General features: G+C 71.3%; 23 protein-coding genes and 2 pseudogenes. 13 read left to right on the plus strand and 12 right to left on the minus strand.

Translation table 11 applies throughout. The annotated features are described in order from the left end of the window. Nucleotide 1 precedes the first annotated feature (1 nt). Nucleotides 2-1,210: a pyridoxal phosphate-dependent aminotransferase gene (locus AB0D14_RS06400; RefSeq protein ID WP_362775444.1), complete on the minus strand. Its 1,209-nt coding sequence runs from the start codon at nucleotides 1,208-1,210 to the stop codon at nucleotides 2-4. An 86-nt stretch (nucleotides 1,211-1,296) separates the two neighbouring features. Between AB0D14_RS06400 and AB0D14_RS06405 the strand changes: the two genes are divergently transcribed. Next, on the plus strand, nucleotides 1,297-1,929 hold the full coding sequence (locus AB0D14_RS06405) for a helix-turn-helix domain-containing protein (protein WP_362775446.1): 633 nt from the start codon (nucleotides 1,297-1,299) through the stop codon (nucleotides 1,927-1,929). Between the two features lie 191 nt (nucleotides 1,930-2,120). On the opposite strand, the gene AB0D14_RS06410 is transcribed toward AB0D14_RS06405, so the two are convergent. Genes AB0D14_RS06410 through AB0D14_RS06420 form a run of 3 tightly spaced genes read right to left on the minus strand, consistent with a single transcriptional unit; the run spans nucleotide 2,121 to nucleotide 5,822 of the window. Beyond that, nucleotides 2,121-2,936: a hypothetical protein gene (locus tag AB0D14_RS06410; RefSeq protein WP_362775448.1), complete on the minus strand. Its 816-nt coding sequence runs from the start codon at nucleotides 2,934-2,936 to the stop codon at nucleotides 2,121-2,123. Beyond that, the gene (locus AB0D14_RS06415) at nucleotides 2,936-4,225 is read right to left on the minus strand and encodes a VWA domain-containing protein (protein WP_362775450.1); all 1,290 of its coding nucleotides are present in this window, start codon (nucleotides 4,223-4,225) and stop codon (nucleotides 2,936-2,938) included. Before AB0D14_RS06415 ends, AB0D14_RS06410 begins: the two co-directional genes overlap by 1 nt. Nucleotides 4,226-4,280: 55 nt before the next feature. After that, complete coding sequence (locus AB0D14_RS06420; protein ID WP_362775452.1) at nucleotides 4,281-5,822, minus strand: IucA/IucC family protein; 1,542 nt, start codon at nucleotides 5,820-5,822, stop codon at nucleotides 4,281-4,283. A gap of 236 nt (nucleotides 5,823-6,058) precedes the next feature. Between AB0D14_RS06420 and AB0D14_RS06425 the strand changes: the two genes are divergently transcribed. The 4 genes and pseudogenes from AB0D14_RS06425 (at nucleotide 6,059) to AB0D14_RS06440 (ending at nucleotide 8,240) form a co-directional block, all read left to right on the plus strand. Further along, nucleotides 6,059-7,624: an IucA/IucC family protein gene (locus AB0D14_RS06425; RefSeq protein WP_362775454.1), complete on the plus strand. Its 1,566-nt coding sequence runs from the start codon at nucleotides 6,059-6,061 to the stop codon at nucleotides 7,622-7,624. 94 nt (nucleotides 7,625-7,718) lie between these two features. Next, nucleotides 7,719-7,985: pseudogene (locus tag AB0D14_RS06430) on the plus strand (ATP-binding protein); the annotation flags it as partial. Next, nucleotides 7,973-8,059, plus strand: a pseudogene (locus AB0D14_RS06435) (DNA-binding response regulator); the annotation flags it as partial. The pseudogenes AB0D14_RS06430 and AB0D14_RS06435, both read left to right, overlap by 13 nt. Before the next feature lie 58 nt (nucleotides 8,060-8,117). After that, complete coding sequence (locus AB0D14_RS06440; RefSeq protein WP_362775824.1) at nucleotides 8,118-8,240, plus strand: hypothetical protein; 123 nt, start codon at nucleotides 8,118-8,120, stop codon at nucleotides 8,238-8,240. 28 nt (nucleotides 8,241-8,268) lie between these two features. Here the strand turns inward: AB0D14_RS06440 and AB0D14_RS06445 are convergent, their stop codons facing one another. After that, complete coding sequence (locus AB0D14_RS06445; RefSeq protein ID WP_362775456.1) at nucleotides 8,269-9,819, minus strand: carboxylesterase family protein; 1,551 nt, start codon at nucleotides 9,817-9,819, stop codon at nucleotides 8,269-8,271. A 153-nt stretch (nucleotides 9,820-9,972) separates the two neighbouring features. Continuing rightward, nucleotides 9,973-10,293, minus strand: a complete 321-nt coding sequence (locus AB0D14_RS06450; RefSeq protein ID WP_362775457.1) for a hypothetical protein — start codon at nucleotides 10,291-10,293, stop codon at nucleotides 9,973-9,975. A 293-nt stretch (nucleotides 10,294-10,586) separates the two neighbouring features. Here AB0D14_RS06450 and AB0D14_RS06455 point away from each other — a divergent pair, with 293 nt between their 5' ends. Continuing rightward, nucleotides 10,587-11,501 carry a HipA family kinase gene (locus tag AB0D14_RS06455; RefSeq protein WP_362775459.1) on the plus strand — a complete coding sequence of 305 codons (915 nt, stop codon included), beginning with the start codon at nucleotides 10,587-10,589 and terminating at the stop codon, nucleotides 11,499-11,501. Between the two features lie 87 nt (nucleotides 11,502-11,588). Here AB0D14_RS06455 and aceB read toward each other — a convergent pair whose 3' ends face one another. After that, entirely contained in the window at nucleotides 11,589-13,223 is a 1,635-nt protein-coding gene (gene aceB / locus AB0D14_RS06460) for a malate synthase A (protein WP_362775461.1), read from the minus strand. A gap of 171 nt (nucleotides 13,224-13,394) precedes the next feature. Next, on the minus strand, nucleotides 13,395-14,000 hold the full coding sequence (locus AB0D14_RS06465) for a nucleotidyltransferase family protein (protein ID WP_362775462.1): 606 nt from the start codon (nucleotides 13,998-14,000) through the stop codon (nucleotides 13,395-13,397). Nucleotides 14,001-14,189: 189 nt separating this feature from the next. Between AB0D14_RS06465 and AB0D14_RS06470 the strand changes: the two genes are divergently transcribed. Beyond that, a complete protein-coding gene (locus AB0D14_RS06470) occupies nucleotides 14,190-14,504 on the plus strand; it encodes a DUF5955 family protein (RefSeq protein ID WP_362775464.1) in 315 nt (104 codons plus the stop codon). Nucleotides 14,505-14,591: 87 nt separating this feature from the next. Here the strand turns inward: AB0D14_RS06470 and AB0D14_RS06475 are convergent, their stop codons facing one another. Continuing rightward, nucleotides 14,592-15,404 carry an IclR family transcriptional regulator gene (locus AB0D14_RS06475; protein WP_362775466.1) on the minus strand — a complete coding sequence of 271 codons (813 nt, stop codon included), beginning with the start codon at nucleotides 15,402-15,404 and terminating at the stop codon, nucleotides 14,592-14,594. Between the two features lie 302 nt (nucleotides 15,405-15,706). Between AB0D14_RS06475 and allB the strand changes: the two genes are divergently transcribed. Both allB and alc read left to right on the plus strand, forming a co-directional pair. Beyond that, nucleotides 15,707-17,056: an allantoinase AllB gene (gene allB, locus AB0D14_RS06480; RefSeq protein ID WP_362775467.1), complete on the plus strand. Its 1,350-nt coding sequence runs from the start codon at nucleotides 15,707-15,709 to the stop codon at nucleotides 17,054-17,056. A 109-nt stretch (nucleotides 17,057-17,165) separates the two neighbouring features. Further along, on the plus strand, nucleotides 17,166-18,272 hold the full coding sequence (alc, locus tag AB0D14_RS06485) for an allantoicase (protein ID WP_362775469.1): 1,107 nt from the start codon (nucleotides 17,166-17,168) through the stop codon (nucleotides 18,270-18,272). A 102-nt stretch (nucleotides 18,273-18,374) separates the two neighbouring features. Here the strand turns inward: alc and AB0D14_RS06490 are convergent, their stop codons facing one another. Further along, on the minus strand, nucleotides 18,375-19,115 hold the full coding sequence (locus AB0D14_RS06490) for a 3-oxoacyl-ACP reductase family protein (protein ID WP_362775471.1): 741 nt from the start codon (nucleotides 19,113-19,115) through the stop codon (nucleotides 18,375-18,377). Between the two features lie 192 nt (nucleotides 19,116-19,307). Here AB0D14_RS06490 and AB0D14_RS06495 point away from each other — a divergent pair, with 192 nt between their 5' ends. Next, nucleotides 19,308-19,937, plus strand: coding sequence for a dihydrofolate reductase family protein (locus AB0D14_RS06495; RefSeq protein ID WP_362775472.1), 630 nt, complete (start codon nucleotides 19,308-19,310; stop codon nucleotides 19,935-19,937). A gap of 62 nt (nucleotides 19,938-19,999) precedes the next feature. On the opposite strand, the gene AB0D14_RS06500 is transcribed toward AB0D14_RS06495, so the two are convergent. Further along, a complete protein-coding gene (locus tag AB0D14_RS06500; protein ID WP_362775474.1) occupies nucleotides 20,000-20,206 on the minus strand; it encodes a hypothetical protein in 207 nt (68 codons plus the stop codon). Between the two features lie 177 nt (nucleotides 20,207-20,383). On the opposite strand from AB0D14_RS06500, the gene AB0D14_RS06505 reads away from it, so the two are divergent. Both AB0D14_RS06505 and AB0D14_RS06510 read left to right on the plus strand, forming a co-directional pair. Next, on the plus strand, nucleotides 20,384-21,637 hold the full coding sequence (locus AB0D14_RS06505; protein WP_362775476.1) for a histidine kinase: 1,254 nt from the start codon (nucleotides 20,384-20,386) through the stop codon (nucleotides 21,635-21,637). A gap of 127 nt (nucleotides 21,638-21,764) precedes the next feature. Then, complete coding sequence (locus tag AB0D14_RS06510) at nucleotides 21,765-22,436, plus strand: response regulator transcription factor (protein WP_362775478.1); 672 nt, start codon at nucleotides 21,765-21,767, stop codon at nucleotides 22,434-22,436. A 139-nt stretch (nucleotides 22,437-22,575) separates the two neighbouring features. Here the strand turns inward: AB0D14_RS06510 and AB0D14_RS06515 are convergent, their stop codons facing one another. Beyond that, nucleotides 22,576-23,589, minus strand: coding sequence for a Gfo/Idh/MocA family oxidoreductase (locus AB0D14_RS06515; RefSeq protein WP_362775480.1), 1,014 nt, complete (start codon nucleotides 23,587-23,589; stop codon nucleotides 22,576-22,578). 117 nt (nucleotides 23,590-23,706) lie between these two features. Here AB0D14_RS06515 and AB0D14_RS06520 point away from each other — a divergent pair, with 117 nt between their 5' ends. Continuing rightward, a complete protein-coding gene (locus AB0D14_RS06520; protein WP_362775797.1) occupies nucleotides 23,707-24,456 on the plus strand; it encodes a GntR family transcriptional regulator in 750 nt (249 codons plus the stop codon). Nucleotides 24,457-24,542: the final 86 nt, after the last annotated feature.

The following is a 24,542-nucleotide window of genomic DNA, read 5'->3' on the forward strand; positions in this document are numbered from 1 at the left end:
CCTACTGCCGATAGCCGCTCAGGAACCGCCCGATCCGGCTGATCGCCGCGTCGAGGTCGTCGGCGTACGGAAGGGTGAGGATGCGGAAGTGGTCGGGCCGGGGCCAGTTGAATCCGGTGCCCTGGACCACCTGGATCTTCTCGCGCAGCAGCAGGTCGAGCACGAACTTCTCGTCGTCGTGGATCTTGTGCACCGAGGGGTCGATGCGCGGGAACGCGTACAGCGCGCCCTTCGGTTTCACGCACGAGACGCCGGGGATCTCGTTCAGCTTCTCCCACGCGCGGTCGCGCTGTTCGTGCAACCGGCCGCCCGGCGCGGTGAGTTCGTGGATGGACTGCCGGCCGCCGAGCGCCGCCTGGATGGCGTACTGGGCGGGCGCGTTGGCGCACAACCGCATGGAGGCCAGCATGGTGAGCCCCTCCAGGTAGTTCTTCGCATGCTGGCGCGGGCCTGTGACGACCAGCCAGCCGGAGCGGAAGCCCGCCACGCGGTACGTCTTCGACAGGCCGCAGAAGGTGAGGACCACCAGGTCCGGGGCGAGCGCGGCAGCCGAGTGGTGCACGGCGTCGTCGTACAGGATCTGGTCGTAGATCTCGTCCGCGAACACCATCAGGCCGTGCCGGCGGGCCAGGTCGAGGATGCCCTCGATGATCTCCTTCGGGTAGACCGCGCCGGTGGGGTTGTTCGGGTTGATGATGACGACGGCGCGTGTGCGGTCCGTGATCTTCGATGCCATGTCGTCCAGGTCCGGGTACCACTCGGCTTGCTCGTCGCACAGATAGTGCACGGCCTTGCCGCCCGCGAGCGTCGTCACCGCCGTCCAGAGCGGGAAGTCCGGGGCGGGGATGAGGACTTCGTCGCCGTCCTCGACGAGCGCCTGGACTGCCATCGAGACCAGCTCGGAGACGCCGTTGCCGAGGAAGACGTCGTCCACGTCGACTTCGAGACCCCGCTCCTGGTAGCGCTGCGCCACGGCCCGGCGGGCCGAGAGGATGCCGCGCGAGTCCGTGTAACCCTGTGCCTGGGGGAGCATCCGGATCATGTCCTGGAGAATCTCCGCCGGTGCCTCGAAGCCGAAAGCCGCGGGGTTGCCGGTGTTGAGGCGCAGCACGCTGTGGCCTGCCTCCTCCAGGGCGTTCGCCTGCTCGATGACCGGGCCCCGGATCTCGTAACAGACCTCGCTGAGCTTGCTCGACTGCCGGAACTCCATGCGGTGCGCACCTCCAGGTTGTGGTGTTGCTTGGTTTTACCAAGTACTCGCTTGGAAAGTCCAACAAGTTGTCTAGACTGCGTCGCATGTCACCTCGCCGAAGCTACGACCAGTACTGTTCCGCTGCCCGGGCCCTCGACGCCGTGGGTGACCGCTGGACTCTCCTGATCGTCCGCGAGCTGCTCGCCGGTCCGCGCCGCTACACCGACCTGCACGCCGACCTGCCCGGTGTGAGCACGGACGTGCTCGCCTCCCGGCTCAAGGACATGGAGCGGGACGGCCTGGCGACCCGGCGCCGGATGCCGCCGCCGGGCGCGGTGTACGTGTACGAACTCACAGGACGCGGACGCGAGTTGCTGCCCGTGCTCCAGGCGCTGGGCGAGTGGGGCGCGCCGCTGCTGGCGGAGCGGCGGCCCACCGACGCGGTGCGCGCCCACTGGTTCGCGCTGCCGCTGCTGCGGTCGCTGGCGGAGCTGGGCGACGGGATCGTCCAAGTGCGGCTGGACGAGGGCGAGTTCCACGTACGGCTGGGCGCGGCGGACGGGCCGGTGTACGAGGAGGGCCCCGCCCCCGGGGAACCCGATGCCTGCCTCACGCTCGACACCGAGACGTGCACCGCACTCGGCCGAGGAGACCTGACACTGCTGGACGCGGTCCGGGGCGGCCGGATCGCGGTCACGGGCGAGGGCCCCCTGGCCAAGGCCCTGCGAGAGCCCTGACCGCCCCCGATGCGTCTGTGGCCCGGCGCGCAGTTCCCCGTGCCCCGGAACAGGCCCTGGCGGGCCTGGACGGGGACCGGCTCAGGATGCGCCCCCAAGGGGCGCGGGGAACCGCGCGACCAGCCACGGCGGACCCGCAGACAAAAAACGCAGCCAGGCGGAGCCCTACGGGGAGCGACCTACGGGGAGCGCTACGGCCGGGGCCGCCCCGCTCCCCGGGTCAGCGCGTACCCGCCGATCCCCGCGAGCGCGGCCAGCACGCCGCCGATGCCCGTCCACACCCAGCGGTCGGACCACCAGCCGGAGGCCCAGCCGTCATCGGGCTCGATGCTGGACAGCACGGCGGTCGTTCCCGAGTCCTCGTCGTCCTCCTTCGCCGTCACCGCGACACCCGGAACCAACGGCTCGCCCAGCGAGCCGTCCACCGCGGCCGACCCGCCGATGTTCTTGGAGTCGACCTGGACCTCGGCGCTCACCGGCAGCCCGAGATCGGCCGCCGCCAAGCCGACCGTGGTCAGCCGGATGTAGTACGTGCCCGGCAGCGGATCCTCGGACCACGGCTCCGACCAGGCGCGGACCGTACGCAGGGTGCAGGACAGCTCCACGGAAGCCGCGTCCTGGGCGGCCGTCCGCGTCTGCGCCCCGTACTGGCACGCCTGGCGGCGCCGCAGTCCGTCGTACACGTCGATCTGCCAGGTCGCGGAGGCGTGCTTGTCCGGCAGCTTCACCTTCGCCTGCACGGTGGGCCGCTGTCCGGAGTCGGCGGGGAACGACCAGTAGAGGTAGTCGCCCGTGGACGCGCTCGCGGTCGCCCGCTGCCCCTGGTCGACCTCGGTCGCCGTACGGAAGGACGTCCCCGCCGAGGTGGGCGCCGCGCTGTCGCCCGACGGGCTCGCGGACGGCGAGGCGTCGGCCGCCGCGGGAACCGCGGCGACCCCGAGCAGCAGCAGCCCGGCACTCACCACACGGACGGCGCCTGCGACGCTCATCACACGGTTGCTACGCATCAGTTGCTCCTCCAGACCGCGACACGCCAGCGTGAGACCCAGCCCCACAGCACACCCGCGAGGAAGCCGGTGAGCACCAGTGCGCCGAGCAGCCACCAGCCGCGCCCGAGGCCGAACGAGGCCACATCGCTCGATGTGCCGGGTCCGTCCACGACGTCGACGGTCAGTTCGAGCGGCAGGCCGGGTGTGGTCTTCACGCCGGAGGCCGGCGAGAAGGAGTTGGCGACCTGGAGACACACGACCTCCGTCGTGGTCTCGTCATCGTCGGAGTCGTCGTCGCTCTCCGCCTTGGGGTAGCGCAGACCGGCCGACATGACGTCGGTCCGGCCGGTGCCGGTCGTCTCGCCGCGCACGATCTCACGGCCGTTCGCGGTCACCGCCCGCAGCGACACCCCGTAGTCCCGGTCGACCCGGCGGTCGGCCGCCACGCTCACCGAGGCACGCAACTCGGAGCCGGCCGGGACGTCCACGCGGTACCAGCGGTGTTGGCCGAACTCCTCGCGGTCGGTGTAGAGCCCGGACTTGATCGCGGGTGCTTTCGTGCACGCGTCGGCGCCCTCCACGGCGACCGGTGTCACCACCGGGTCGGCGGCACGGTCCACCAACTGGTTGACCTTGTCGGTGAGTTCGTCGGTGTGCTCGACGGAGGTGTACGTCCCGCCCGTCGCCTCCGCGATGCAGCTCAGCTGCTGGCGCAGTTTGGTGTTGGGCACAAGGCCGAGGGTGTCGATGGTGAGGCCGATCCCCTTGGCGGCGATCTCGCGTGCCACCTCGCAGGGGTCCAGCGGGGCGCAGGTGTCCTCGCCGTCGCTGATGAGGACGATACGGCGGGAGCCGCCCTCGTCGCCCTCGCCGGTTTCGAGGTCGTCGGCGGCCTTGAGGAGCGCGGGGCCGATCGGGGTCCAGCCGGTGGGAGACAGGGTCGCGACCGCTGTCTTCGCCTCGGTGCGGTCCAACGGCCCCACGGGGTAGAGCTGTTCGGTGTCCTTGCAGCCTGTCTTGCGGTCGTCGCCGCGGTAGTTGGCGCCGAGTGTCCGTATGCCGAGCTGGACCTCTTCGGGGGTTGCGTCGAGGACCTCGTTGAAGGCCTGCTTCGCAGCCGCCATCCGGCTCTGGCCGTCGATGTCCCGCGCCCGCATCGAGCCGCTGACGTCGAGGACGAGGTTCACCCTGGGCGCGGCAGCCCCCGTGGGTTCGTCCGCGACGGCGTCGGCCGGGAGTGTGATCCCGGCCGTCAGGGCGGCGAGCAGGGCGCAGGCGCCCGCCGCCAGCCGTTGTCTTGTGATCATCGACGGATCCTATTGACCAAAGGCACCCCGCTTCAAAACGAGCGTCCGGAAGGCTTCAAAACGAGCGGCCGGAAAAAGGGGCGGCCGGCGGGCCGTCCGGGTCGGCGAAGGGGTTGGGCAGCCGGGCCCAGATGTCACCGGGCCGGTCGGGCGACAGCCTCATCAGCGTCAACGCCTTGGCGGGCAGCGGCTCTTCGAGCAGCGCCGTGAGGTCCGGGGTGCACGGCAGGTCCCGTACCGCTGTGGACAGTGCCTCGTGCAGCGCGGTCGCCGAACCCGCCGTCGCCGCCAGTGTGCCCGCGACGAGTGAGCCGAAGAGCTTGCCGCGCAGGACCGATTCGTCGTCCGTGACGATACGGCCCGTCAGGGCGGGGGCCGGGATGCCGTGGCGGGCCAGCCGGGCCGGGCTGATCCGGATGTCCGCCAGATCGCGGTACACGAGCCGGACCGGGGCACCGGTGGGGGAGAGCACCACGAGCAGGTTCTGGCCGTGCGCCTCCAGGGCGACGCCCAGTTCGAGCAGACGCAGCCCCACGGTGAGCGCGAGCCGGCTGAACTGCGCAAGCCAGCCCGGGGGACGGGGCAGGGTGCTCGCGGCGAGGGCGGCCACCGGGACGACCTGCTCGCCCGCCCCCGCGTACAGGTCCGGGGCCTCCCGTGAAACGGCGGCCAGATCGGGGGAGTTGGCGGTGACCGCGCCGAGCGTCCGGGTGATGTGCAGCAACCCGTCCAGGCGCTCGGCCATCGACTCCATGAACGCCGTCACCGTCGCCGCCGAGGTGATCGAGTACACCGAGATGTCCCGCACGGAGGAGGTCAGCCGGGCGCTGAGCGCGGTCTTGACATGCGGTCCGCCCGGCACGGCCAGGGTGCGCAGCGACATCAGCGGATGAGCGGCCATTTGGTCCCCGACGGGCTTCTCGTCCTTCAGCACATGCCGCACCTGCCACGGATGTACGGGGATGAGCATCCGCCCCGCTTCCCGGTACGGCCACTCGCCCGTCGACCGGCAGTCGTCCTCCCGTACGGCGACCATGCCCAGCCCGACCACCGGCCGGTGCTCCGGGGCGTACGCCAGTTGCTCAGCCACCGAGAACCCGGGCCGTGAACGGCAGTTGGGATGGAAGGGATGGCCGTCGACGACCCGCTGTTCCCACTCCCAGAGCGCGCAGGGCGCCTCGGCCGGCACCTGGTCGGCGCGCGACAGGGCCAACGAGGCGACACTGTCGGCGAGTTCGACGGCGAAGGACCGGCCGTGCGGGAGCCCGAGCGCTGTCATCAGCGAGGCCGGGTGGTCGTACGCCGTCCCGTCCAGCTCGACCTCCGTGACGGTCGCGGCCGTCGCGTACGCGTCCGGGCGCGGCCCGTGCAGCCGACGGCCGTCGGTCAGCCGGAGCGTCAGCCCGTCGTACCCGGCCACGCGACGGGTGACCCACGGCAGCGGCTCATGGGCGAGCCCACGCCACAGTCGGGACAGCACGGCCGACCGGGCACCGGGGAGTTCGGCCGTGTACGGGGACAGCAGGGCGGGGCGCACGGTGCGCAGTTCGGCGGCGAAAGCGGTCTCGGTCTCGGCCGGGGTGCCGGGAGGATGCACGGGGACTCCTTGGGTGCGGGGTGCGGGGTGCGGGGTGCGGGGTGCGGGGTGCGGGGTGCGGACACGGACGCGTACGCGGACGCGGGTCCGGCGTCACGTCCGGGTACGACGCCGGACATCCGGACATACTGAGCGCAAGTGCACCGTATGCAACGAACGGATCACGTGGATCTCATGCGCTCCATGCCGCCCATCCCACCCATGGCCCCGTCCGTCCCGCGCAGCCGATGCAGCCGATGCAGCCGATGAGGCCGGTGCGGCCCAGTGACAGCGGCGCCGAAGCAGCCGACGTGTACGCGTCGGCGCCGCTGCTCAATTGTCTGCTGCGGGAGATCGGCGAGCCCGAGCCGGGGCCGGCCGGGCCGGGCCGACGGCGGGTGTACCGGTTGCCGGCCGGGGGGCGGCTCCTGCGGGTGCGCGACGGGCGCAGGCCCCGTGATCCGGAGCTGTTCGCCGACGGCGCCTGGCAGCCGCTCGGCCACGCCGAACTGGTCGGGCTCACCGCCGATGAACTGCGTCTGCGCACCGGCCTGTCCAACTCCGAACTCCCCGCCGAGATGACCGACAGCCGGGACGCGGTGGCGGCGATCCTGGCGGCCAGGAAGGGCGTCGTCCCGCCTGCCGACCCGTACCGGCGCTCCGAGCAGTCCCTGATCACAGGGCATCCCCACCACCCCGCCCCCAAGGCGCGCGGCGGCGGCCCGGTCACCGGCTGGCTCCCGTACGCCCCGGAGGCGTACGCCCACTTCCCGCTGGTACTGCTGGGCCTGCGCGAGGACGCCTGCGTGGAGGACGGCGACACCAGGGCCCTGGACGCGCTGGGCGAAGCTCCCGACGGCTACCGCCTCCTTCCCGCCCACCCGTGGCAACTCGACCTCGTCGGTACCCGCCCGGAGATCCGCGAGGCGTTCGCCGACGGCCGCCTCGTACGACTCGGTCCCTCCACGGGGACCGCCTGGCCGACGGCGGCCGTCCGCACCCTGTACGTCCCCGGCGCCGACCTCTTCGTGAAGTTCAGCCTCGACGTCCGCATCACCAACGACATCCGGCGTCTCTGGCGTCACGATCTGCTCGCACTGCGCCGTACGGACGCCGCGGTGACGTCGGCCTTCCGTGCCCTGGTCGGTGGTGCGGCCTGGCTGAGCGACCGCGGCTACCGCACGGCGGACTTCGCCTTCGAGGAGCTGGCCGTCCTCGTGCGTGACGGCCTGGGCGAGCATGTGACCCCCGGTTCGACTCCCTTTCTGGCGGCCGCGCTGACGGAGGGTACGGGAGGTCCCCACGAACCCGACGGCATGGCGGGCTTCGACGGCAACCCCCTGGACACGCTCGCCGATCCGGCCGCCTGGTGGACGGCCTATCTGCGCCAAGTCGTGCCACCCGCACTGGAGTTGTTCGCCCGCTACGGGGTCGTACTCGAAGCGCATCTGCAGAACACCGTGGTGGCCGAGGACGGCGACGGTATGCCGGTGCAGGCGTTGTTCCGGGACGCCGAGGGCGTGAAGCTGTTGCCGGACGTGACACGGGCGGCCGGCTGGGAGCGGCTGGTGTACTGCCTGGTCGTGAACAACCTGCTGGAGATCGCGGAGGCGCTACGGGAGCGGCACCCGTGGCTGGACCCGTGGGGCCCCGTGCGGCGGGAACTGACGCGGTACGCCGCGGAACTGCCCGAGACGGCGGAACTTCTCCGGGCCCCGACCCTGCCCGGCAAGACGAATCTGCTGCTGCGCTGGACGGGAGCGGACGGCGCGGACGCACGCTATCTGCCCGTCCCGAACCCCCTGCGCGTGCCGGACGCCTGATCGGGACTCCGAGCGGAGGATTTGTCGCCGGCGGCACTAGCGACGATTCTCCCGGCGGCTCCCGGCGGGAGGGCGAGGTGGAAGGCCTGCTCCACTGTCGCTCGCGGCGAAGCACAGCGGGTCGGAGCGGGTCGAGGTCCGGCTCACCCGCACGTCCGGCGGGCTGACGGTCTGTGTCCGGGACGAGGGCAGGGGCGGGGCCGACGTCATCGTCCCTGCTGCCGACTCCGTGACGGCGGCGAGTGGGTCCGGCGTGCTCGGTATGCGCCGCCGGGTCGCCGCGCTCGATGGAACGCTGCTGCTCACCAGTCCCGTAGGGGGGCCGACCGTGATTGAAGTGGAGCTGCCGTGCGTGTGGTGATTGCCGAGGACAACGCCCTGCTCAGGGAGGGCCTGGTGCTGTTGTTGACATCGGCCGGGCACGAGGTGGTGGCCGTGGCGGGCAGCGGCCCCGAGGTGCTGCCCGCACTGCTCCTCCACCGCCAGCACTCTGGTGGTCACGGAACGCTCGGTCGGCAAACACATCGGCAACGAGTTCCTGAAGCTGGGCCTGCCGCCGAGCGAAAGCGGGCACCGCAGGGTGCTGGCGGTGTTGGCGTATCTGAACAACTCGTAGGTGTGCGTGTCGTCGCGGCGACGGCCCGTCAGCTGATCAGCGGCAGCGCGCGGAAGGTGTGGGCGTGCCAGAGGCGTCGGGAGGTTTCCTCCGGATAGGTGGTGACCTGCGGCTCGGCGTCGAGGACCTGGACCAGCCGCTGCTCGGTGTCGTACGAGGGCCAGCCCGGGTCGCCGGTCGTGGCGAACGCGGTCCAGGCAGCACGGAAGCGGGACGACAGCGACCTGGCCTCCGGCGAGGGCTCGGAGCCGGCGAACAGCAGCGCGCCGAGGTCGGCGTCGAACGTGCCGAACAGCAGCGGTATGTCAAGGCCGTGGCAGGCGCCCAGGACGCCGCCGTTGCCCGGGGCCGGCCAGGTCAGCTCGTACACGTGCGCGCGACCGCCCCCGGCGACCTGGGCCTCGGCCAGGTGCAGCGAGGGCATGTTGAACAGCCAGTCGGTATGGACCCGTTCGTACAGCTCGCCGGGCGAGGCGTCCGGGAAGGCTGCGCGATAGGCCCGTTCACCGTCCGGCCCCGGTCCGAACGTGCGCAGTGCCGCCGCCGCTTCCTCGTCGGTGATCTTCCCGAGCTGCCCGCCGAGCGCGACGAACAGCCGGAACTCGTCCTTGTTGTGCCCGGCGATCAGCTCCACGTCCCGTGCCGAGCCGGCCGCCAGAGCCTGCCAGGGAGTGGTCGGCAGCACCTCGCCGTCGACGACGGGGGAGAAGGGGGTCTGGGTGGGGGCGGCCTGCCCCCACCTTTCCTGGTACTGGTGCATCTTGGTGCCCAACGCCTCTCCGGCGGCGGGCAGTTGGCGTGGGTCCACGGTGGACAGGTCGGCGACCGTCGGTCGCAGGCCCGCCTCGGCGGCGATGGCGGCCGCGATGTCCCGGGCCAGCTCGTCCGAGAAGTACGTGCCGGGCACGCTCTGCGCGATGGCCCGCCGGAACAGTCCCGCCGCGCTCGGCATGGCCAGCAGCGAGGCGACCGATCCGGCTCCGGCCGACTCGCCGAAGACGGTGACCTGACCGGCGTCGCCGCCGAACGCCGTGATGTTCTCCCGTACCCACTCCAGGGCCGCGACCTGGTCGAGCAGGCCACGGTTGGCGGGCGCCCCGTCGATGCGGGCGAAGCCTTCGACGCCGACCCGGTAGTTGAGAGTGACCACGACCACACCGCCGTCGCGGGCGATGCGCCGGGCGTCGTAGCCGGGGCTGCCGGAATGGCCGAGTTTGTAGGCGCCGCCGTAGATCCACACCATCACCGGGCGTCGGGCGGCCGGGTCCGGGGCGGGTGTCCAGACGTTGACCGTCAGCCAGTCGTCGCCCGTGGGCGCGTCCAGCAAGAGGGCGCGGCCCTGGATTCCCGCCTCCTGCGGGGGCGGCGGACCGAAGGCGAACGCGTCCCGTGTCCCGTCCCAGGCGCGCGCGGGGCGAGGCGCCTGGAACCGCGCGTCCCCCACCGGCGGCTCGGCGAACGGGATGCCGCGGAAGACGGCCAGGCCGCCTTCCCGGCGCCCGCGCACCGCACCGGCGTGGGTCCGCGCTATGGGCTCGGCGGAGCCGTCTGCCGACTCGCGTGACGTGGCTGTCGTCATCGATGACTCCTCAATGGCTGCTGGTGGAACAGTGAAACGGAGCGGGTGCACAGGCGCCAGGTGGTCGCCTCCCGCGAGAGCGGGACGGTGACCACCTGGCGGTGGGTGACGGGCGGGCAGTCGGTGACGGGCGGGCGTCCGGCGCGCGGGGCATTATGCCTTCGCGTCGGACACCTGCGCGATTTCGGTCTGCTCGGCCGCATCCGCGGCCGGCGAGACCAGGCCCATGCCGACGGCGGTTGCGATCCCCTTCACGTCGTCCATGGCCAGGTAGCAGACCGTCGCCACGACACCGTTGAACAGGAACAAGAACCAGAGCGTCGACGACTTCGACAGGAACGCCTTGATCGTCGGCTTCTTCGCAATGCGAGAGCCCGCCAGCATGGAGACGGCGATACCGGTGTAGGTAGCCACGTCCTTCTGCGTGCCGTCGAGGACGGTACCGGAGGTGGTGCTTGCGACGAGGCCACCCACGAACTTTTTCTTCGGGCTGGGGACGACTGGTGTCTTGCGATCTCTGCCGACCACGATCCCGTCGCCCGCTCGCCGACACGAGGGAACGTCCTCCCGAACCCGTGGTGTAGCGGGCTACACCACGGCCACGGTTCGGCAACGCCACTGCGGTCGGGCACTCCTCGTCGGCGATCACCCTCGGTTACTATGCTCACTTCATGCCAGAGGCCGTCCGGAAGCACCGGAAGCACCGGAAGCACCGGAAGCACCGGAAGCAAGGAGTGCAAGGTCTATGAGGCAGGTGGCTTGAGAAGATGCTGAGAGAAGTCACCGCAACCCGCTACATCGAACCTCTGCGAGCAGGCGGCTCCGTCCCGGGGATCGTGGAAGCCGACGACCTGGGCACCTACGTCGTGAAGTTCACCGGCTCCGCGCAAGGGCGCAAGGCGCTGGTCGCCGAGGTGATCGTGGGCGAGCTTGCGCGCGCTCTGGGGCTGCGGTTTCCCGAGCTGGTGCTGGTGCACTTCGATCCCGCGATCGCCGAGCACGAACCGCACCAGGAGGTCCAGGACCTGCTCCGGGCCAGCGCCGGGCTCAACCTCGGCATGGACTATCTGTCGGGCGCCCGGGACTTCACACCGGAGGTCGCGAAGGCGTTCGACGTGGACCCGCTGGAGGCGGGCCGGATCGTCTGGCTGGACGCGCTGACGGTCAACGTGGACCGCACGACGCACAGCTCGAACCTGATGATCTGGCCCACGCTCGGCGTCGCGCCTGCGAAGCTCTGGCTGATCGACCACGGCGCCGCCCTGGTCTTCCACCATCGCTGGGACGCGTCGTCGCCGCAGAAGGCGTACGACTTCCGGCGGCACGCGCTCGGCGGCCACACTCCCGACACACGCGCGGCGGACGCCGAACTCGCGCCCAGGGTGACGGAGGAACTGCTGCGCGCGATCACCGCGCAGGTGCCCGACGCCTGGCTCGCCGACGAGCCGGGTCACGCGACCCCCGACGAGGTCCGCGAGGCGTACGTCGGCTACCTTCTCGCCCGGGTCAGGGCCTCCGCGGACTGGCTTCCCACGGACTTCCCCACCCGTGAACAGCTCGCGGACGAGGACGTCCACCGGGCCGCGAAGACCCGGCAGGGCCGGCCGAACTGGCTCAAGCGGGTCCCCGACCTGCACGGACAGCCGGCGGCGGAACAGGATTGGTCGGCACACCTCGGATGACGGCCGCGAAGCGTCCGGTACGCGACCGGGTGGCCCGGGGAAAATCGCTGGGCCACCCGGAGAGGTAATGCGTGCGGCGCGGCCCGCTCAGCCGGCCAGCTGCTCGTACGCCGGCAGCGTCAGGAAGTCCGCGTAGTCCTCGTCGAGCGCGACCGTCAGCAGCAGGTCGTGAGCCTGCTGCCAGCGGCCGGCCGCGAAGGCCTCCTCGCCCAGCTCGGCGCGGAGGTCCGCCAGCTCCCGGGCCGCGATCTCGCGGGTCAGCTCGGGTGTGGCCTTCACGGTGCTCCCGTCGTGCTCGAACTCGACGCCCGCGTTGATCCACTGCCAGATCTGCGAGCGCGAGATCTCCGCCGTGGCCGCGTCCTCCATCAGGTTGAAGATCGCGACGGCACCGAGACCGCGCAGCCAGGCCTCGATGTAACGGATGCCGACCTGGACGGCGTTGACGAGTCCGTCGTACGTGGGCCTGGCGTCGAGGGAGTCGACGGCGATGAGGTCGGCGGCCTTCACGTCGACGTCCTCGCGCAGCCGGTCCTTCTGGTTCGGCCGGTCGCCCAGGACCGAGTCGAACGAGGCCATCGCGATGGGCACCAGGTCCGGGTGCGCGACCCAGGAGCCGTCGAAGCCGTCGCCCGCCTCACGGTCCTTGTCGGCCTTGACCTTCTCGAAGGCGACCTTGTTGACCTCCTCGTCCCGCCGGGACGGGATGAACGCCGCCATGCCGCCTATCGCGTGCGCCCCGCGCTTGTGGCAGGTGCGGACGAGCAGTTCGGTGTACGCGCGCATGAACGGGGCCGTCATCGTCACCGCGTTGCGGTCCGGCAGGACGAACTTCCGCCCGCCGTCACGGAAGTTCTTGACGATGGAGAAGAGGTAGTCCCAGCGGCCCGCGTTCAACCCCGAGGCGTGGTCGCGGAGTTCGTAGAGGATCTCCTCCATCTCGTACGCCGCCGTGATCGTCTCGATCAGGACGGTCGCGCGGACGGTGCCCTGCGGGATGCCGACGTAGTCCTGTGCGAAGACGAACACCTCGTTCCAGAGGCGGGCCTCCAGGTGCGACTCCGTCTTCGGGAGGTAGAAGTACGGGCCCTTGCCGAGGTCCAGCAGCCGCTGCGCCTGGTGGAAGAAGTACAGGCCGAAGTCGACGAGCGCGCCCGGGACCGGAGCGCCGTCGGCGTCGACGAGATGGCGCTCGTTGAGGTGCCAGCCGCGCGGGCGCATCACGACCGTCGCCAGTTCCTCCGGCGCCTTCAGCGCGTACGACTTGCCGGTGCGCTCGTCCGTGAAGTCGATGGAGCGGGTGTAGGCGTCGCCCAGGTTCACCTGGCCGAGGATCACGTTCTCCCAGGTGGGCGCGGAGGCGTCCTCGAAGTCCGCGAGCCACACCCTGGCGCCCGAGTTGAGGGCGTTGATGGTCATCTTGCGGTCGGTGGGCCCGGTGATCTCGACACGGCGGTCGTTCAGTGCCTCGGGCGACGGGGCCACGCGCCAGGAGTCGTCCGCGCGGACGGCGGCGGTCTCCGGGAGGAAGTCGAGCGTGGAGGTACGGGCGATCTCGGCGCGGCGCTCGGCGCGCCGGGCGAGAAGCTCGTCACGCCGGGGTGTGAACCGCCGGTGCAACTCGGCGACGAAGGCGAGGGCCTCGTCGCTGAGGACCTCCTCCTGCCGGGGCAGGGGCTCGGCGTCGACGATGGCCAGCGGGGACGGCGCTGGTGCGGACATGAGCTGTCACTTCCTTCAGCGAGCGTGGCACGGGGTGCCAGTCGACCGGGTGCGGCGGTGAGCGTCTGTGGAGAGGTGAGACGCTTCTGAGCAGTGGATAGTAGTTTCCTCATGGTGGAAGTTCAATGATTTGTTGACGTCGAGATTCTCTGTATCGAGCAAAAGTGGCGCTCAGTGCCGTTCGAGGTGGACGAGGTCCGCCACCGTGTCGATGTCGAAGGGCCGCGCCACGTCCGCGCACTCGACCAGCGTGATCGCGTCCGCGTGCGCCTTCAGATAGGCGCGTGCCCCCCGGTCGCCGGTCGCAGTCGCGGCGATGGCCGTCCAGTGGTCGGCGCCGAGCAGGACGGGGTGGCCGCGCCTCCCTTCGTAGGAGGCCGAGGCGAGCGTCGCGGGGGACCGGTAGGCGGCAAGGAGCCGGGCCGCCGCCTCGGGGCCGATGCCGGGCTGGTCGACCAGTGAGACCAGGGCGGCCCGGGCTCCCGTGTCCCGCAGGGACTCCAGGCCGGCTCGCAGCGAGGAGCCCATGCCCTCCTCCCAGTCCCGGTTGTCCACCAGCACGCATCCCGGCAGGACCGCCCGCTCCCGTACGGTGTCGGCCCGCGCCCCCAGGACCACGTGGACGCGGGTGCACCCGGCCGTGCGCAGAACTCCGGCCGCGTACTCCACCAGGGGGCGCCCCCGGTGTTCGAGGAGGGCCTTGGGTCGTCCGCCGAGGCGCCGGCCGCCGCCGGCGGCGAGGAGCAGTCCGGCCACTTGTTCGTGGTTGTCCGTCATTCCTCCTGCATACCGGACCCGTGAGCGAGAACGGGATGTCTGCGGACTGAATTTCGGCCCTCGGAGTGGCGCCCACCGCGCGAGGTGGCGTTTACTGGCCCGCGTCCCCGGCGTCCGACCAGCGCCATGGGACGGTCGGGCGGGGTAGTGGCGATGGGGTGCGCGCAGCGGCGTGCGAGGGGGAGAGCTGTGTTGCGGAGCTTGGGGCAGAGGCCAGTGACCGGCAGTGACGAGGATCCGAGGGTGGCGGAGCTGAAGACCGCCGTGTCCAGGCTGCGGCGTGAACTCGCCGCGCATCCGGCCGAGTTCCCGGACCGCTGCATCGCGGAGGACGAACTCGCGGCGCTCGCCGCGATGGCAGGCGGCGGAACCCCCGAGATTCCGCGCCTGCGTCGCTCGCTTCTCCTGGTCGCCGGTGCGATCGGCTCGGTCAGCGCGCTGACCGCGGCGCTCGCCGCCGTACGCGGCGCGGTCGAGCTCTTCGGAGAGTCGCCGCACCACTGAGTCCGCCGGACAGTTCTCTCGCCGAGCAGACCGAGCGGGCCGGTCGGATGGAGCGGGCCGAGCGGGCCGGTCGTCGAGCGGTGTCGCTCAGGCCGCCGGGCCGGAACTCGCCAGTACCTCCGACAGTTCCACCGCGACCTGCTGGAGCACGGGCACGATGCGCTCCGTGGCCGTCTCCGTGACACGACCCGCCGGTCCGGAGATCGAGATCGCCGCGGCGGTGGGGGAGTTGGGGACAGGGACGGCGAGGCAGCGGACCCCGATCTCCTGCTCGTTGTCGTCCACCGCGTAGCCGGTGCGGCGTACCTCTTCGAGCGCGCTGAGGAAGCCGTCCGGAGTCGTGATCGTCTTGTCCGTCGCGGCGGGCATGCCCGTGCGGGCGAGCAGGGCGCGCACCTCGTCGGCCGGGATGTGGGCGAGCAGGGCCTTGCCCACGCCCGTGGAGTGCGGCAGTACCCGGCGGCCCACCTCGGTGAACATCCGCATCGAGTGCTTGGACGGCACCTGTGCCACGTACACGATCTCGTCGCCGTCGAGCAGTGCCATGTTCGCCGTCTCGCCGGTCTCCTCGACCAGGCGGGCCAGATAGGGGCGGGCCCAGGTGCCGAGCAGTCGACTCGCCGTCTCGCCGAGACGGATCAGTCGCGGACCGAGCGCGTACCGCCGATTGGTCTGCTGGCGTACGTAACCGCAGGTCACGAGCGTGCGCATCAGGCGGTGGATGGTGGGCAGCGGCAGCCCGCTGCTCGCGGACAGCTCGCTCAGGCCGACCTCACCGCCGGCGTCCGCCATCCTCTCCAGCAGGTCGAAGGCGCGCTCAAGAGACTGGACGCCACCGCTGGCGGCAGCCGGCTTGGCGGCGACATCGGCAGGGGTGTCGCTGGCGCTGGACGTCGGCACGGGCGCGGTCCTTTCAGGCGGGCAGGCAGGTGGGAAGCCTACCCGGCAGTTGGTTGACTGCACGGTCGCGTGTGGCTAAGTTCTGCCTTACGGAAGTATATTTCCGCTGAGTGGAAAAAGATAGTGGGAGTCGCCCGCAGGGGCGTTGGAAGGGTCACCTCTTGACGGCGCGGAGTGTGGAGTGAAGACTCCTTCAACAGAACGTTGAATTCCGTTACGTGGAGGTAAACGGCGGGAGGAGGCGTCCGGCATGGCGACAGACGTGGCATCCGGCATGGCGTCCGGCATGGAAAGGGGTCCCGGTGTCCGGCGACGGCTTGGTCGAACTGGTTCTGCGCTCGACGCGCGTCATCACTCCTGAGGGAACGCGCGCGGCCTCGGTCGCCGTCACCCGGGGGAAGATCACGGCCGTGCTCGCGCACGACGCCGAGGTGCCGGCCGGGGCCCGGCTGGAGGACTTCGGTGACGACGTCCTGCTGCCCGGGCTCGTCGACACCCACGTACACGTCAATGATCCGGGCCGCGCGGAGTGGGAGGGTTTCTGGACCGCCACCCGCGCCGCGGCGGCCGGCGGCATCACGACGCTGGTCGACATGCCGCTCAACTCCCTTCCGCCGACCACGACGGTCGACCACCTCCGTACCAAGGAGGACGCCGCCCGCTCCAAGGCCCACATCGACGTCGGCTTCTGGGGCGGCGCACTGCCCGACAACGTCAAGGACCTGCGGCCGCTGCACGACGCGGGAGTCTTCGGCTTCAAGGCGTTCCTGTCACCCTCCGGGGTCGACGAGTTCCCCGAGCTGGACCAGGACCGGCTCGCCCGGTCCCTCACGGAGATCGCCGGATTCGGCGGGCTGCTGATCGTGCACGCCGAGGATCCGCACGACCTCGCGTCTGCCCCCCAGAAGAGCGGCCAGAAGTACGCCGACTTCCTCGCCTCGCGGCCACGCGGCGCCGAGAACACCGCCATCGCGAACCTCATCGCGCAGGCCAAGCGCCTCGACGCACGTGTGCACGTCCTGCATCTGTCGTCCAGCGACGCGCTGCCGCTGATCGCGGCCGCCAAGCGCGAGGGTGTACGCGTCACGGCGGAGACCTGTCCGCACTATCTGACCCTCACCGCCGAGGAAGTCCCGGACGGGGCGAGCGAGTTCAAGTGCTGCCCGCCCATCCGTGAGGCCGCGAACCAGGACCTGCTGTGGCAGGCGCTGGCCGACGGCACGATCGACTGCGTGGTCACAGACCACTCACCGTCGACCGCCGAGCTGAAGACCGACGACTTCGCCACCGCGTGGGGCGGCATCTCCGGGCTCCAGCTCAGCCTGTCGGCCGTCTGGACCGAGGCCCGTAGGCGCGGACACGGACTGGAGGACGTGGTCCGCTGGATGTCCTCGCGCACGGCGCAGCTGGTCGGCCTCGACGATCGCAAGGGCGCCATCGAGGCCGGCCGGGACGCGGACTTCGCGGTCCTCGCACCCGACGAGACCTTCACCGTCGATCCCGCCGCACTCCAGCACCGTAACCGGATCACCGCGTACGCGGGCCGGACCCTGCACGGCGTCGTGAGGTCCACCTGGCTGCGCGGCGAACGGGTCATGACCGGGGGCGAGTTCGCCGCGCCGACCGGCCGACTCCTGTCCCGTCGACGGTAGGCAGGCAGCAGTCCCTGAACGCCCCGGCCCCGACCTCCGGCCCCGCCCCCGCAGAGACCGACCTCGAAAGGAAGACCTGATCACAGTGACGGAGCAGCATCGACCCGCTTTGGCTCGTTTCACCGGCGACGCGAACCCCTACGGAGGCGGCGACCCGTACGCGGACCACCGCACCGCCGACTTCCCCTTCACCCGGTACGCCAACCTCGCCGACCGGCAGCTCGGCGCAGGGGTCATCGCTGCCAACGACGAGTTCTTCGCCCAGCGCGAGAACCTGCTGCTGCCCGGGCGGGCCGAGTTCGACCCCGAGCGCTTCGGGCACAAGGGCAAGATCATGGACGGCTGGGAGACCCGGCGCCGACGTGGTTCCTCCGCCAGACGCCCGTGGCCCACCGCCGACGACCACGACTGGGCCCTCGTGCGCCTCGGCGCCCCCGGCGTCGTACGCGGCATCGTCGTCGACACCGCCCACTTCCGCGGCAACCACCCGCAGGCCGTGTCCGTCGAGGGGGCCTCGATGACCGGTTCCCCGTCGCCCGAGCAACTCCTCGCGGACGACACCAAGTGGACAACCCTGGTGCCGCGCACGGAGGTTGGCGGCCACGCGGCCAACGGGTTCGCCGTCGACGTGGAGCAGCGCATCACCCATGTCCGGGTCAACCAGCACCCCGACGGCGGCATCGCGCGCCTTCGTGTGTACGGCGAGGTCGTACCGGACCCACGGTGGCTGTCGGTCCTCGGCACCTTCGACGTGGTCGCCCTGGAGAACGGCGGCCAGGTCGAGGACGCGTCCAACCGCTTCTACTCGCCCGCCACCAACACCATCCGGCCCGGGCGTTCCCACACGATGGACGAGGGCTGGGAGACACGGCGGCGGCGCGACCAGGGCCACGACTGGATCCGCTACCAGCTCGTCGCCCGGTCCGAGATCCGCGCGATCGAGATCGACACGGCCTGTCTGAAGGGCAACGCGGCCGGCTGGGCGTCCGTTTCCGTGCGCGACGGCTCGGACGGCGAGTGGACGCAGGCCGTGCCCCGGACTCGTCTCCAGCCCGACACGAACCACCGGTTCGTCCTCACCTCCCCGGCTGTGGCCACGCACGCGCGCGTGGACATCTTCCCGGACGGCGGCATCTCCCGCCTGAGGCTCTTCGGCGCCCTGACGGAGGACGGTGCGGCACGGCTGGCCGCCCGGCATCAGGAACTCGGCGGCTGAGCTTTCAGCCCGTCCGCGGTTCACCCGTCCGCGGTTCACCCTTCCAGGGTTCGCCCGTCCATCGTTCGCCCGTCCGGCGGGGGTGGAAACCCTTCGGGCGGGTCAGGCCGCATGCCCCCCGTCCACGGAGAACTCCGCCCCGGTGACGTATCCGGCATCCGTCCCCGCCAGATACGCCACCGCGGACGCCACCTCCTCCGCCCTCCCGAACCGGCCCAGCGCGGTCATCGCGGCCTGCCCGGCCGCGTACGGCCCGTCCGCCGGATTCATGTCGGTGTCCACCGGCCCGGGGTGGACGATGTTCGCCGTGATCCCGCGCCCGCCCAACTCCCGCGCGAGGGCCTTCGTCAGCCCGATGAGGGCCGACTTCCCGGTGGCGTACAGCGTGCCGCCGGGCCCCGGCACGCGCTGCGTCATGCACGAACCGATGGTGATGATCCGCCCGCCGCGCCCCATCCGGGCTGCCGCCGCCTGCGAGGCGAGGAAGACACCGCGTACGTTCACGGCGAGAACCCGGTCGATCTCGGCGAGGGAGAGGCTCTCCAGCGGGCCGAGCAGCCCGACGCCCGCGTTGTTCACCAGTACGTCGAGGCGGCCGCCGAGCCCCTCCGCGGCACGGTCCACGGCCTCCGCCGCCTCCTGCGCGTCGGCGGAGTCCGCGCGCAGGACGAGCGCCCGCCGCCCCAGCGCCCGGATACGGCCCGCGACCTCGTCCGCGGCGTCCTTGTCGCTCACATAGGTGAGCGCCACGTCCGCACCCTCCCGGGCGAGCCGTACGGCCGTTGCCGCACCGATCCCGCGACTGCCGCCGGTCACCAGGGCCACCGTTGCGTTCATCGTCATGTGTGTCGTCACTTGTGCCGTCATCTGTGAGGTCATGGGTCCATTCCAGCGGCCCCGGCCCAGGGACGCTGGCGGCAAATGGACACGGAACTCACGGATGAGTGACGAGTACGGACATCACCGATGAGTTGCGGGCGTCCGGAGAGTCGGAACTGATGGCAGGACACCTCATCGCGACAGAAGGAACCCGTCATGGGCAAGCTCACTCTTACTTCGTTCCTCACCCTCGACGGCGTCCACCAGGCGCCGGGCGGCCCCGACGAGGACCGCGGCGGCGGCTTCGAGCACGGCGGCTGGAGCGTCCCGTACGGCGACGAGGACTTCATGGAGTTCATGACCGAGGTCTTCGCCGGCGTGGGCGCCTTCCTGCTCGGCCGCCGCACCTACGAGATCTTCGCCGGGCACTGGCCCAAGGTGACCGACCCGGCCGACCCGGTCGCCAACAAGCTCAACTCCCTGCCCAAATACGTCGCCTCGTCGAGCCTCACGGAGCCCGGCTGGACCGGCACCACCGTGATCGGCGGCGACCTCGCCAAGGAGGTCACCGAGATCAAGGAGAGGACCGAGGGGGAGCTCCAGATCCACGGCAGCGCCGCCCTCGCGCAGTCCCTCCTGGCGCTCGACCTCATCGACACCGTGCACCTGCTGTCGTTCCCCGTCGTCCTCGGCACGGGCCGCCGCCTCTTCGCCGACGGCGGCCTGCCGACCGCTTTCAAGCACACCGCGGCGCGCGTCACGAGCACGGGCGTGGCCATCCACACGTACGACCTGGCCGGCCGCCCGGAGTACGGCACGTACGAACTCCCCGACGAGAGCGCGTAGAGGCCGCGCAGGAGCGTGCCCTGCTCCGACCGCCCCGCGGGTGGCGAGGCAGCGCGCGCCGCTCAGCCGGACTTCCGGCTCTCGGCTGCCGCGAACAGCGCGAACGACAGCACCAGCAACGCCGCGCTCCCGTAGATCTCGCGGCCGTCGAGGAAGCCGAGTCGTTGTACGAGGCCCCAGTCACGCATCCGGCCGGTGAACTGGTGCACCAGCCCGACCACGCCCTGCACGAGGGCGATCACACCGAGGAACTCCAGAACTCGCTTCATACGAGGATGCTCGCCCCGGACACTCCCGCGTTCATCGGCCGCGGGGCGAGGCCCGACCGACGGAAGTCCTCGGTGGTGGCCAGGGCCGCGTCGAAAGTCTGGTGTGTCCCTGACTTTGGTAGCTGATCGGGCGACAGGAGCGGCGCGGGCGGGCGACGATACGTAGATTTGCCGACTGTGAGCAATGCCGTGCCGCCGCCGAATTCCGCGAGCCCCCTGGTGCGCCGGTGGTTTCTGCCCTCGGCAGTCACCTCGGAGCTCGACCCGGACCACACCGACCGTAAGGGCCGCCCCCGGCGCACCGCGCGGGACTGGGCCGTCGACTTCGCCTGTTTCCTGCTCGCCGTCGGGGTGGGCCTGCTCGGCGCGGACCAGACGGACGGCGACCCGAACATCCCGTACGCCCTGGAGGCCCTCGACCAGTGGCTCGGCGCCTTCGCCTGCGCGGCCGTCTGGCTCCGGAGGCGCTGGCCGGTGGGCCTCGCCGTGGCGATGGTTCCGGTCTGCTTCATCTCGAACACCGCGGGTGGCGCGGGACTGGTCGCCCTGTTCACGCTCGCCGTGCACAGACCCTTCAAGTACGTCGCCTGGACGGGCGGCGCGAATCTCGCGCTGCTCCCCGTCTTCTCCTGGCTGCGGCCCGACTCCGACCTCCCGTACATCGTGGTCGTGGGTCTCGGCGTGCTGCTGACCGCCGCGGTGGCCGGCTGGGGGATGCTCGCGCGATCCAAGCGGCAGCTCATGCTCAGCCTGCGCGACCGTGCGCGGCGGGCGGAGACGGAGGCGGCGCTGCGGGCCGAGCAGGCCCAGATACTGGCCCGGGAGGCGATCGCGCGCGAGATGCACGACGTCCTCGCCCACCGGCTGACCCTGCTCAGCGTGCACGCCGGCGCGTTGGAGATCCGGCCGGACGCCCCACGGGCGGAGGTGGCGCGGGCCGCCGGGGTGATCCGCGAGAGCGCGCACGAGGCCCTGCAGGATCTGCGGGAGATCATCGGGGTGCTCCGGGCCGCCGGGGACGACGACGAGTCGGGGCGGCCACAGCCGACCCTCGCCGCCCTGGAGGGACTGATCTCCGAGAGCCGGGCGGCCGGCATGAAGGTCACGTTCGACAACCGGGTCTTCGACGCGGCGGCCGTCCCCGCCTCGGTGGGCCGCACCACGTACCGCATCGCCCAGGAGTGCCTGACCAACGCCCGCAAACACGCCCCTGGCGCGGAGGTCACGGTCACCGTGTCCGGGGGACCGGGCACCGGGCTCACCATCTCCGTACGCAACCCGGCGCCGCCCGGCGAAGTCCCCCATGTCCCGGGCTCGGGGCAAGGTCTCATCGGGCTCACCGAGCGGGCCACACTCGCGGGCGGGCACCTGCGGCACGGGCCCGACAAGGACGGCGGCTTCCTCGTACACGCGTGGCTGCTCTGGGACTGAGAGCCTGTGGACCTAGCCGTAGCCGGGCACGCCGGAGCCCGGGCGGGGCGCGAGCCGCGTCGTGCTCCGGCGCGCGAGCCGGGGAAAAGGGTGCGGTCCGGTGGGCAAGCGTCACTACGGTAGGCGCATGACTCCGATCCGTCTGCTCCTCGTCGACGACGACCCGCTGGTCAGAGCCGGCCTCTCGTTCATGCTGGGCGGCGCCGAAGACCTCGAGATCGTGGGCGAGGCCGCGGACGGCAGCGAGGTCGAGGCACTCGTGGACCGCACCCGCCCCGACGTCGTGCTCATGGACATCAGGATGCCGACGGTGGACGGACTGGCCGCCACGGAACGGCTCCGGGGCCGCAAGGAGGCGCCCCAGGTCATCGTGCTCACCACGTTCCACGCCGACGACCAGGTGCTTCGGGCATTGCGCGCGGGCGCCGCCGGGTTCGTCCTCAAGGACACCCCGCCCGCGCAGATCCTGCACGCCGTGCGCCGGGTCGCGGCCGGCGATCCCGTGCTGTCGCCCACCGTGACCCGGCAGTTGATGGAACACGCCGCGGGCGCCGCGCCCGACACCCGGCGCACGACTGCCCGTACGCGCGTCGCCGCGCTCAACGACCGCGAACGCGAAGTCGCCGTGGCCGTCGGCCGCGGGTGCTCGAACGCCGAGATCGCGGCCGGACTCTTCATGAGCGTGGCCACGGTCAAGACGCACGTCTCCCGCATCCTCGCCAAGCTCGACCTCAACAACCGCGTGCAGATTGCCCTGTTGACGTATGACGCGGGGTTTCTGGAGGAGGACGACCGCTGAGTGCTGTACCGGGGCGCAGCCCCGGCCTTCAGGGGCGCGGGGCTGCGACATGTGCGGCTCCGCCGCGTGGGCGCCACCAGCCACGACGGCGCCGCGGACGGCCACGCACCCGTAGGCAGCCCTCCACCAGGTGGGGGCGTCAGTCCCGGCCGCCCGGGATCTCGGCCAGAGGGACCGACCGGCGCCCGCGCCGTGAAAGCTCGCAGGCCTCCGCGATCCGCAGCGCGTGCAGCGCCTCGCGTCCGTCGCACGGGTTGGCCCGCTCCCCGCGCACCACCTCGACGAACGCGTGCAGCTCGGCCTCGTACGCGGGCCCGAACCGTTCGAGGAACCCCGTCCACGGCTTGGTCGCGGCGGGCGGCCCCGCCGGTTCCGTGGAGGCGATCGGTGTGCGGTCGTCGAGCCCGCACCCGATCTGGTCCAGCTCCCCGGCCAGCTCCATGCGTACGTCGTATCCGGCGCCGTTCAGCCGGGTCGCCGTCGCCGTGGCGAGCGTGCCGTCGTCCAGTGTGAGGACCGCTGCCGCCGTGTCGATGTCGCCGGCCTGGCGGAACATCTCGGGCCCGGCGTCCGACCCCATCGCGTAGACCTCGGTGATCTCACGCCCGGTGACCCACCGCAGCATGTCGAAGTCGTGCACGAGGGTGTCCCGGTACAGCCCGCCGGAGAGCGGCAGATACGCGGCCGACGGCGGCGACTGGTCGGAGGTCATCGCGCGCACGGTGTGCAGCCGGCCGAGCCGGCCGGAGCGCACCGCTTCGCGCGCGGCCGTGTAGCCGATGTCGAAGCGTCGCTGGAAACCCATCTGCAGGATCGTTCCGGCGGCTTCGACCTCCGCGATGGCCGTGAGGGTGCCCGCCAGATCGAGGGCTATGGGTTTCTCGCAGAACACGGGCAGTCCGGCCCGGGCCGCCCGGCCGATCAGTTCGCCGTGTGCCGAGGTCGCCGCGGTGATGACCACGGCGTCCACACCCCAGGTGAAGATCTCGTCCACGCCTGGTGCCGCGGTGGCACCTAAACGGTCCGCGAGCCGGCGGGCTCGTGCGGGGTCCGCGTCCGTGACGATGAGGGAGCCGCCCACCTCGCGGTGGCGGCTGAGGGCGGTCGCATGAAATGTACCGATACGACCCGTCCCGATGAGTCCGATGCGCATGGGACAAAGTTGAGGGCGAATCCTACACCCTGTCAACTCTTTGTCCGGACAATCGAACCTCACAACTTCCCGTCATCATGCGCCGGAGCTACGCTCGGGCGCGTGCCCAAACCAGATGTGGACCCGACCGCGCCGCTCCAGCTCAGCGTCGACCGGACCAGCCCGGTGCCGCTGTACTTCCAGCTGGCTCAGCAGCTCGAAGCGGCGATCGAGCGGGGTGCTCTGACGCCGGGCAGCCTGCTGGGCAACGAGATCGAGCTCGCCGGACGCCTCGGTCTGTCCCGGCCCACGGTCCGCCAGGCCATCCAGTCCCTGGTGGACAAGGGTCTCCTCGTGCGCCGTCGGGGTGTCGGCACCCAGGTCGTGCACAGCCAGGTCAAACGCCCGCTGGAGCTGAGCAGCCTCTACGACGATCTGGAGGCGGCCGGTCAGCGTCCCGCGACCCGCGTCCTCGTCAACACCGTCGTTCCGGCGTCGGCCGAGGTGGCGGCCTCCCTGGCGGTGGCGGAGGGCAGCGAAGTACACCGGGTGGAGCGGCTGCGGCTGGCCCACGGCGAGCCGATGGCGTACCTCTGCAATCACCTTCCCCCCGGCCTGCTCGACCTCGACAGCTCACAGCTGGAAGCCACCGGTCTGTACCGGCTGATGCGTGTCGCGGGCATCACACTGCACAGCGCCCGCCAGTCCGTCGGCGCCTGCGCCGCCACGGCCGTGGAGGCCGAGCGCCTCGACGAGTCCGCGGGTGCCCCCCTCCTCACCATGCAGCGCACCACCTTCGACGACACGGGCCGCACCGTCGAGTTCGGCTCCCACACCTACCGCGCGTCGCGCTACTCCTTCGAGTTCCAACTGCTCGTGCGCCCCTGAGCTGGTACGACTCCGCAGGCCCCAGTGCCGCTTTCGGGTACCCCCGCACGTGATCACGCGGCGGCGCCGACGGCCCCGCTGTACGG

Origin of the sequence: Streptomyces sp. NPDC048484 (assembly GCF_040651415.1) — a bacterium.
Classification (GTDB): Bacteria; Actinomycetota; Actinomycetes; order Streptomycetales; family Streptomycetaceae; genus Streptomyces.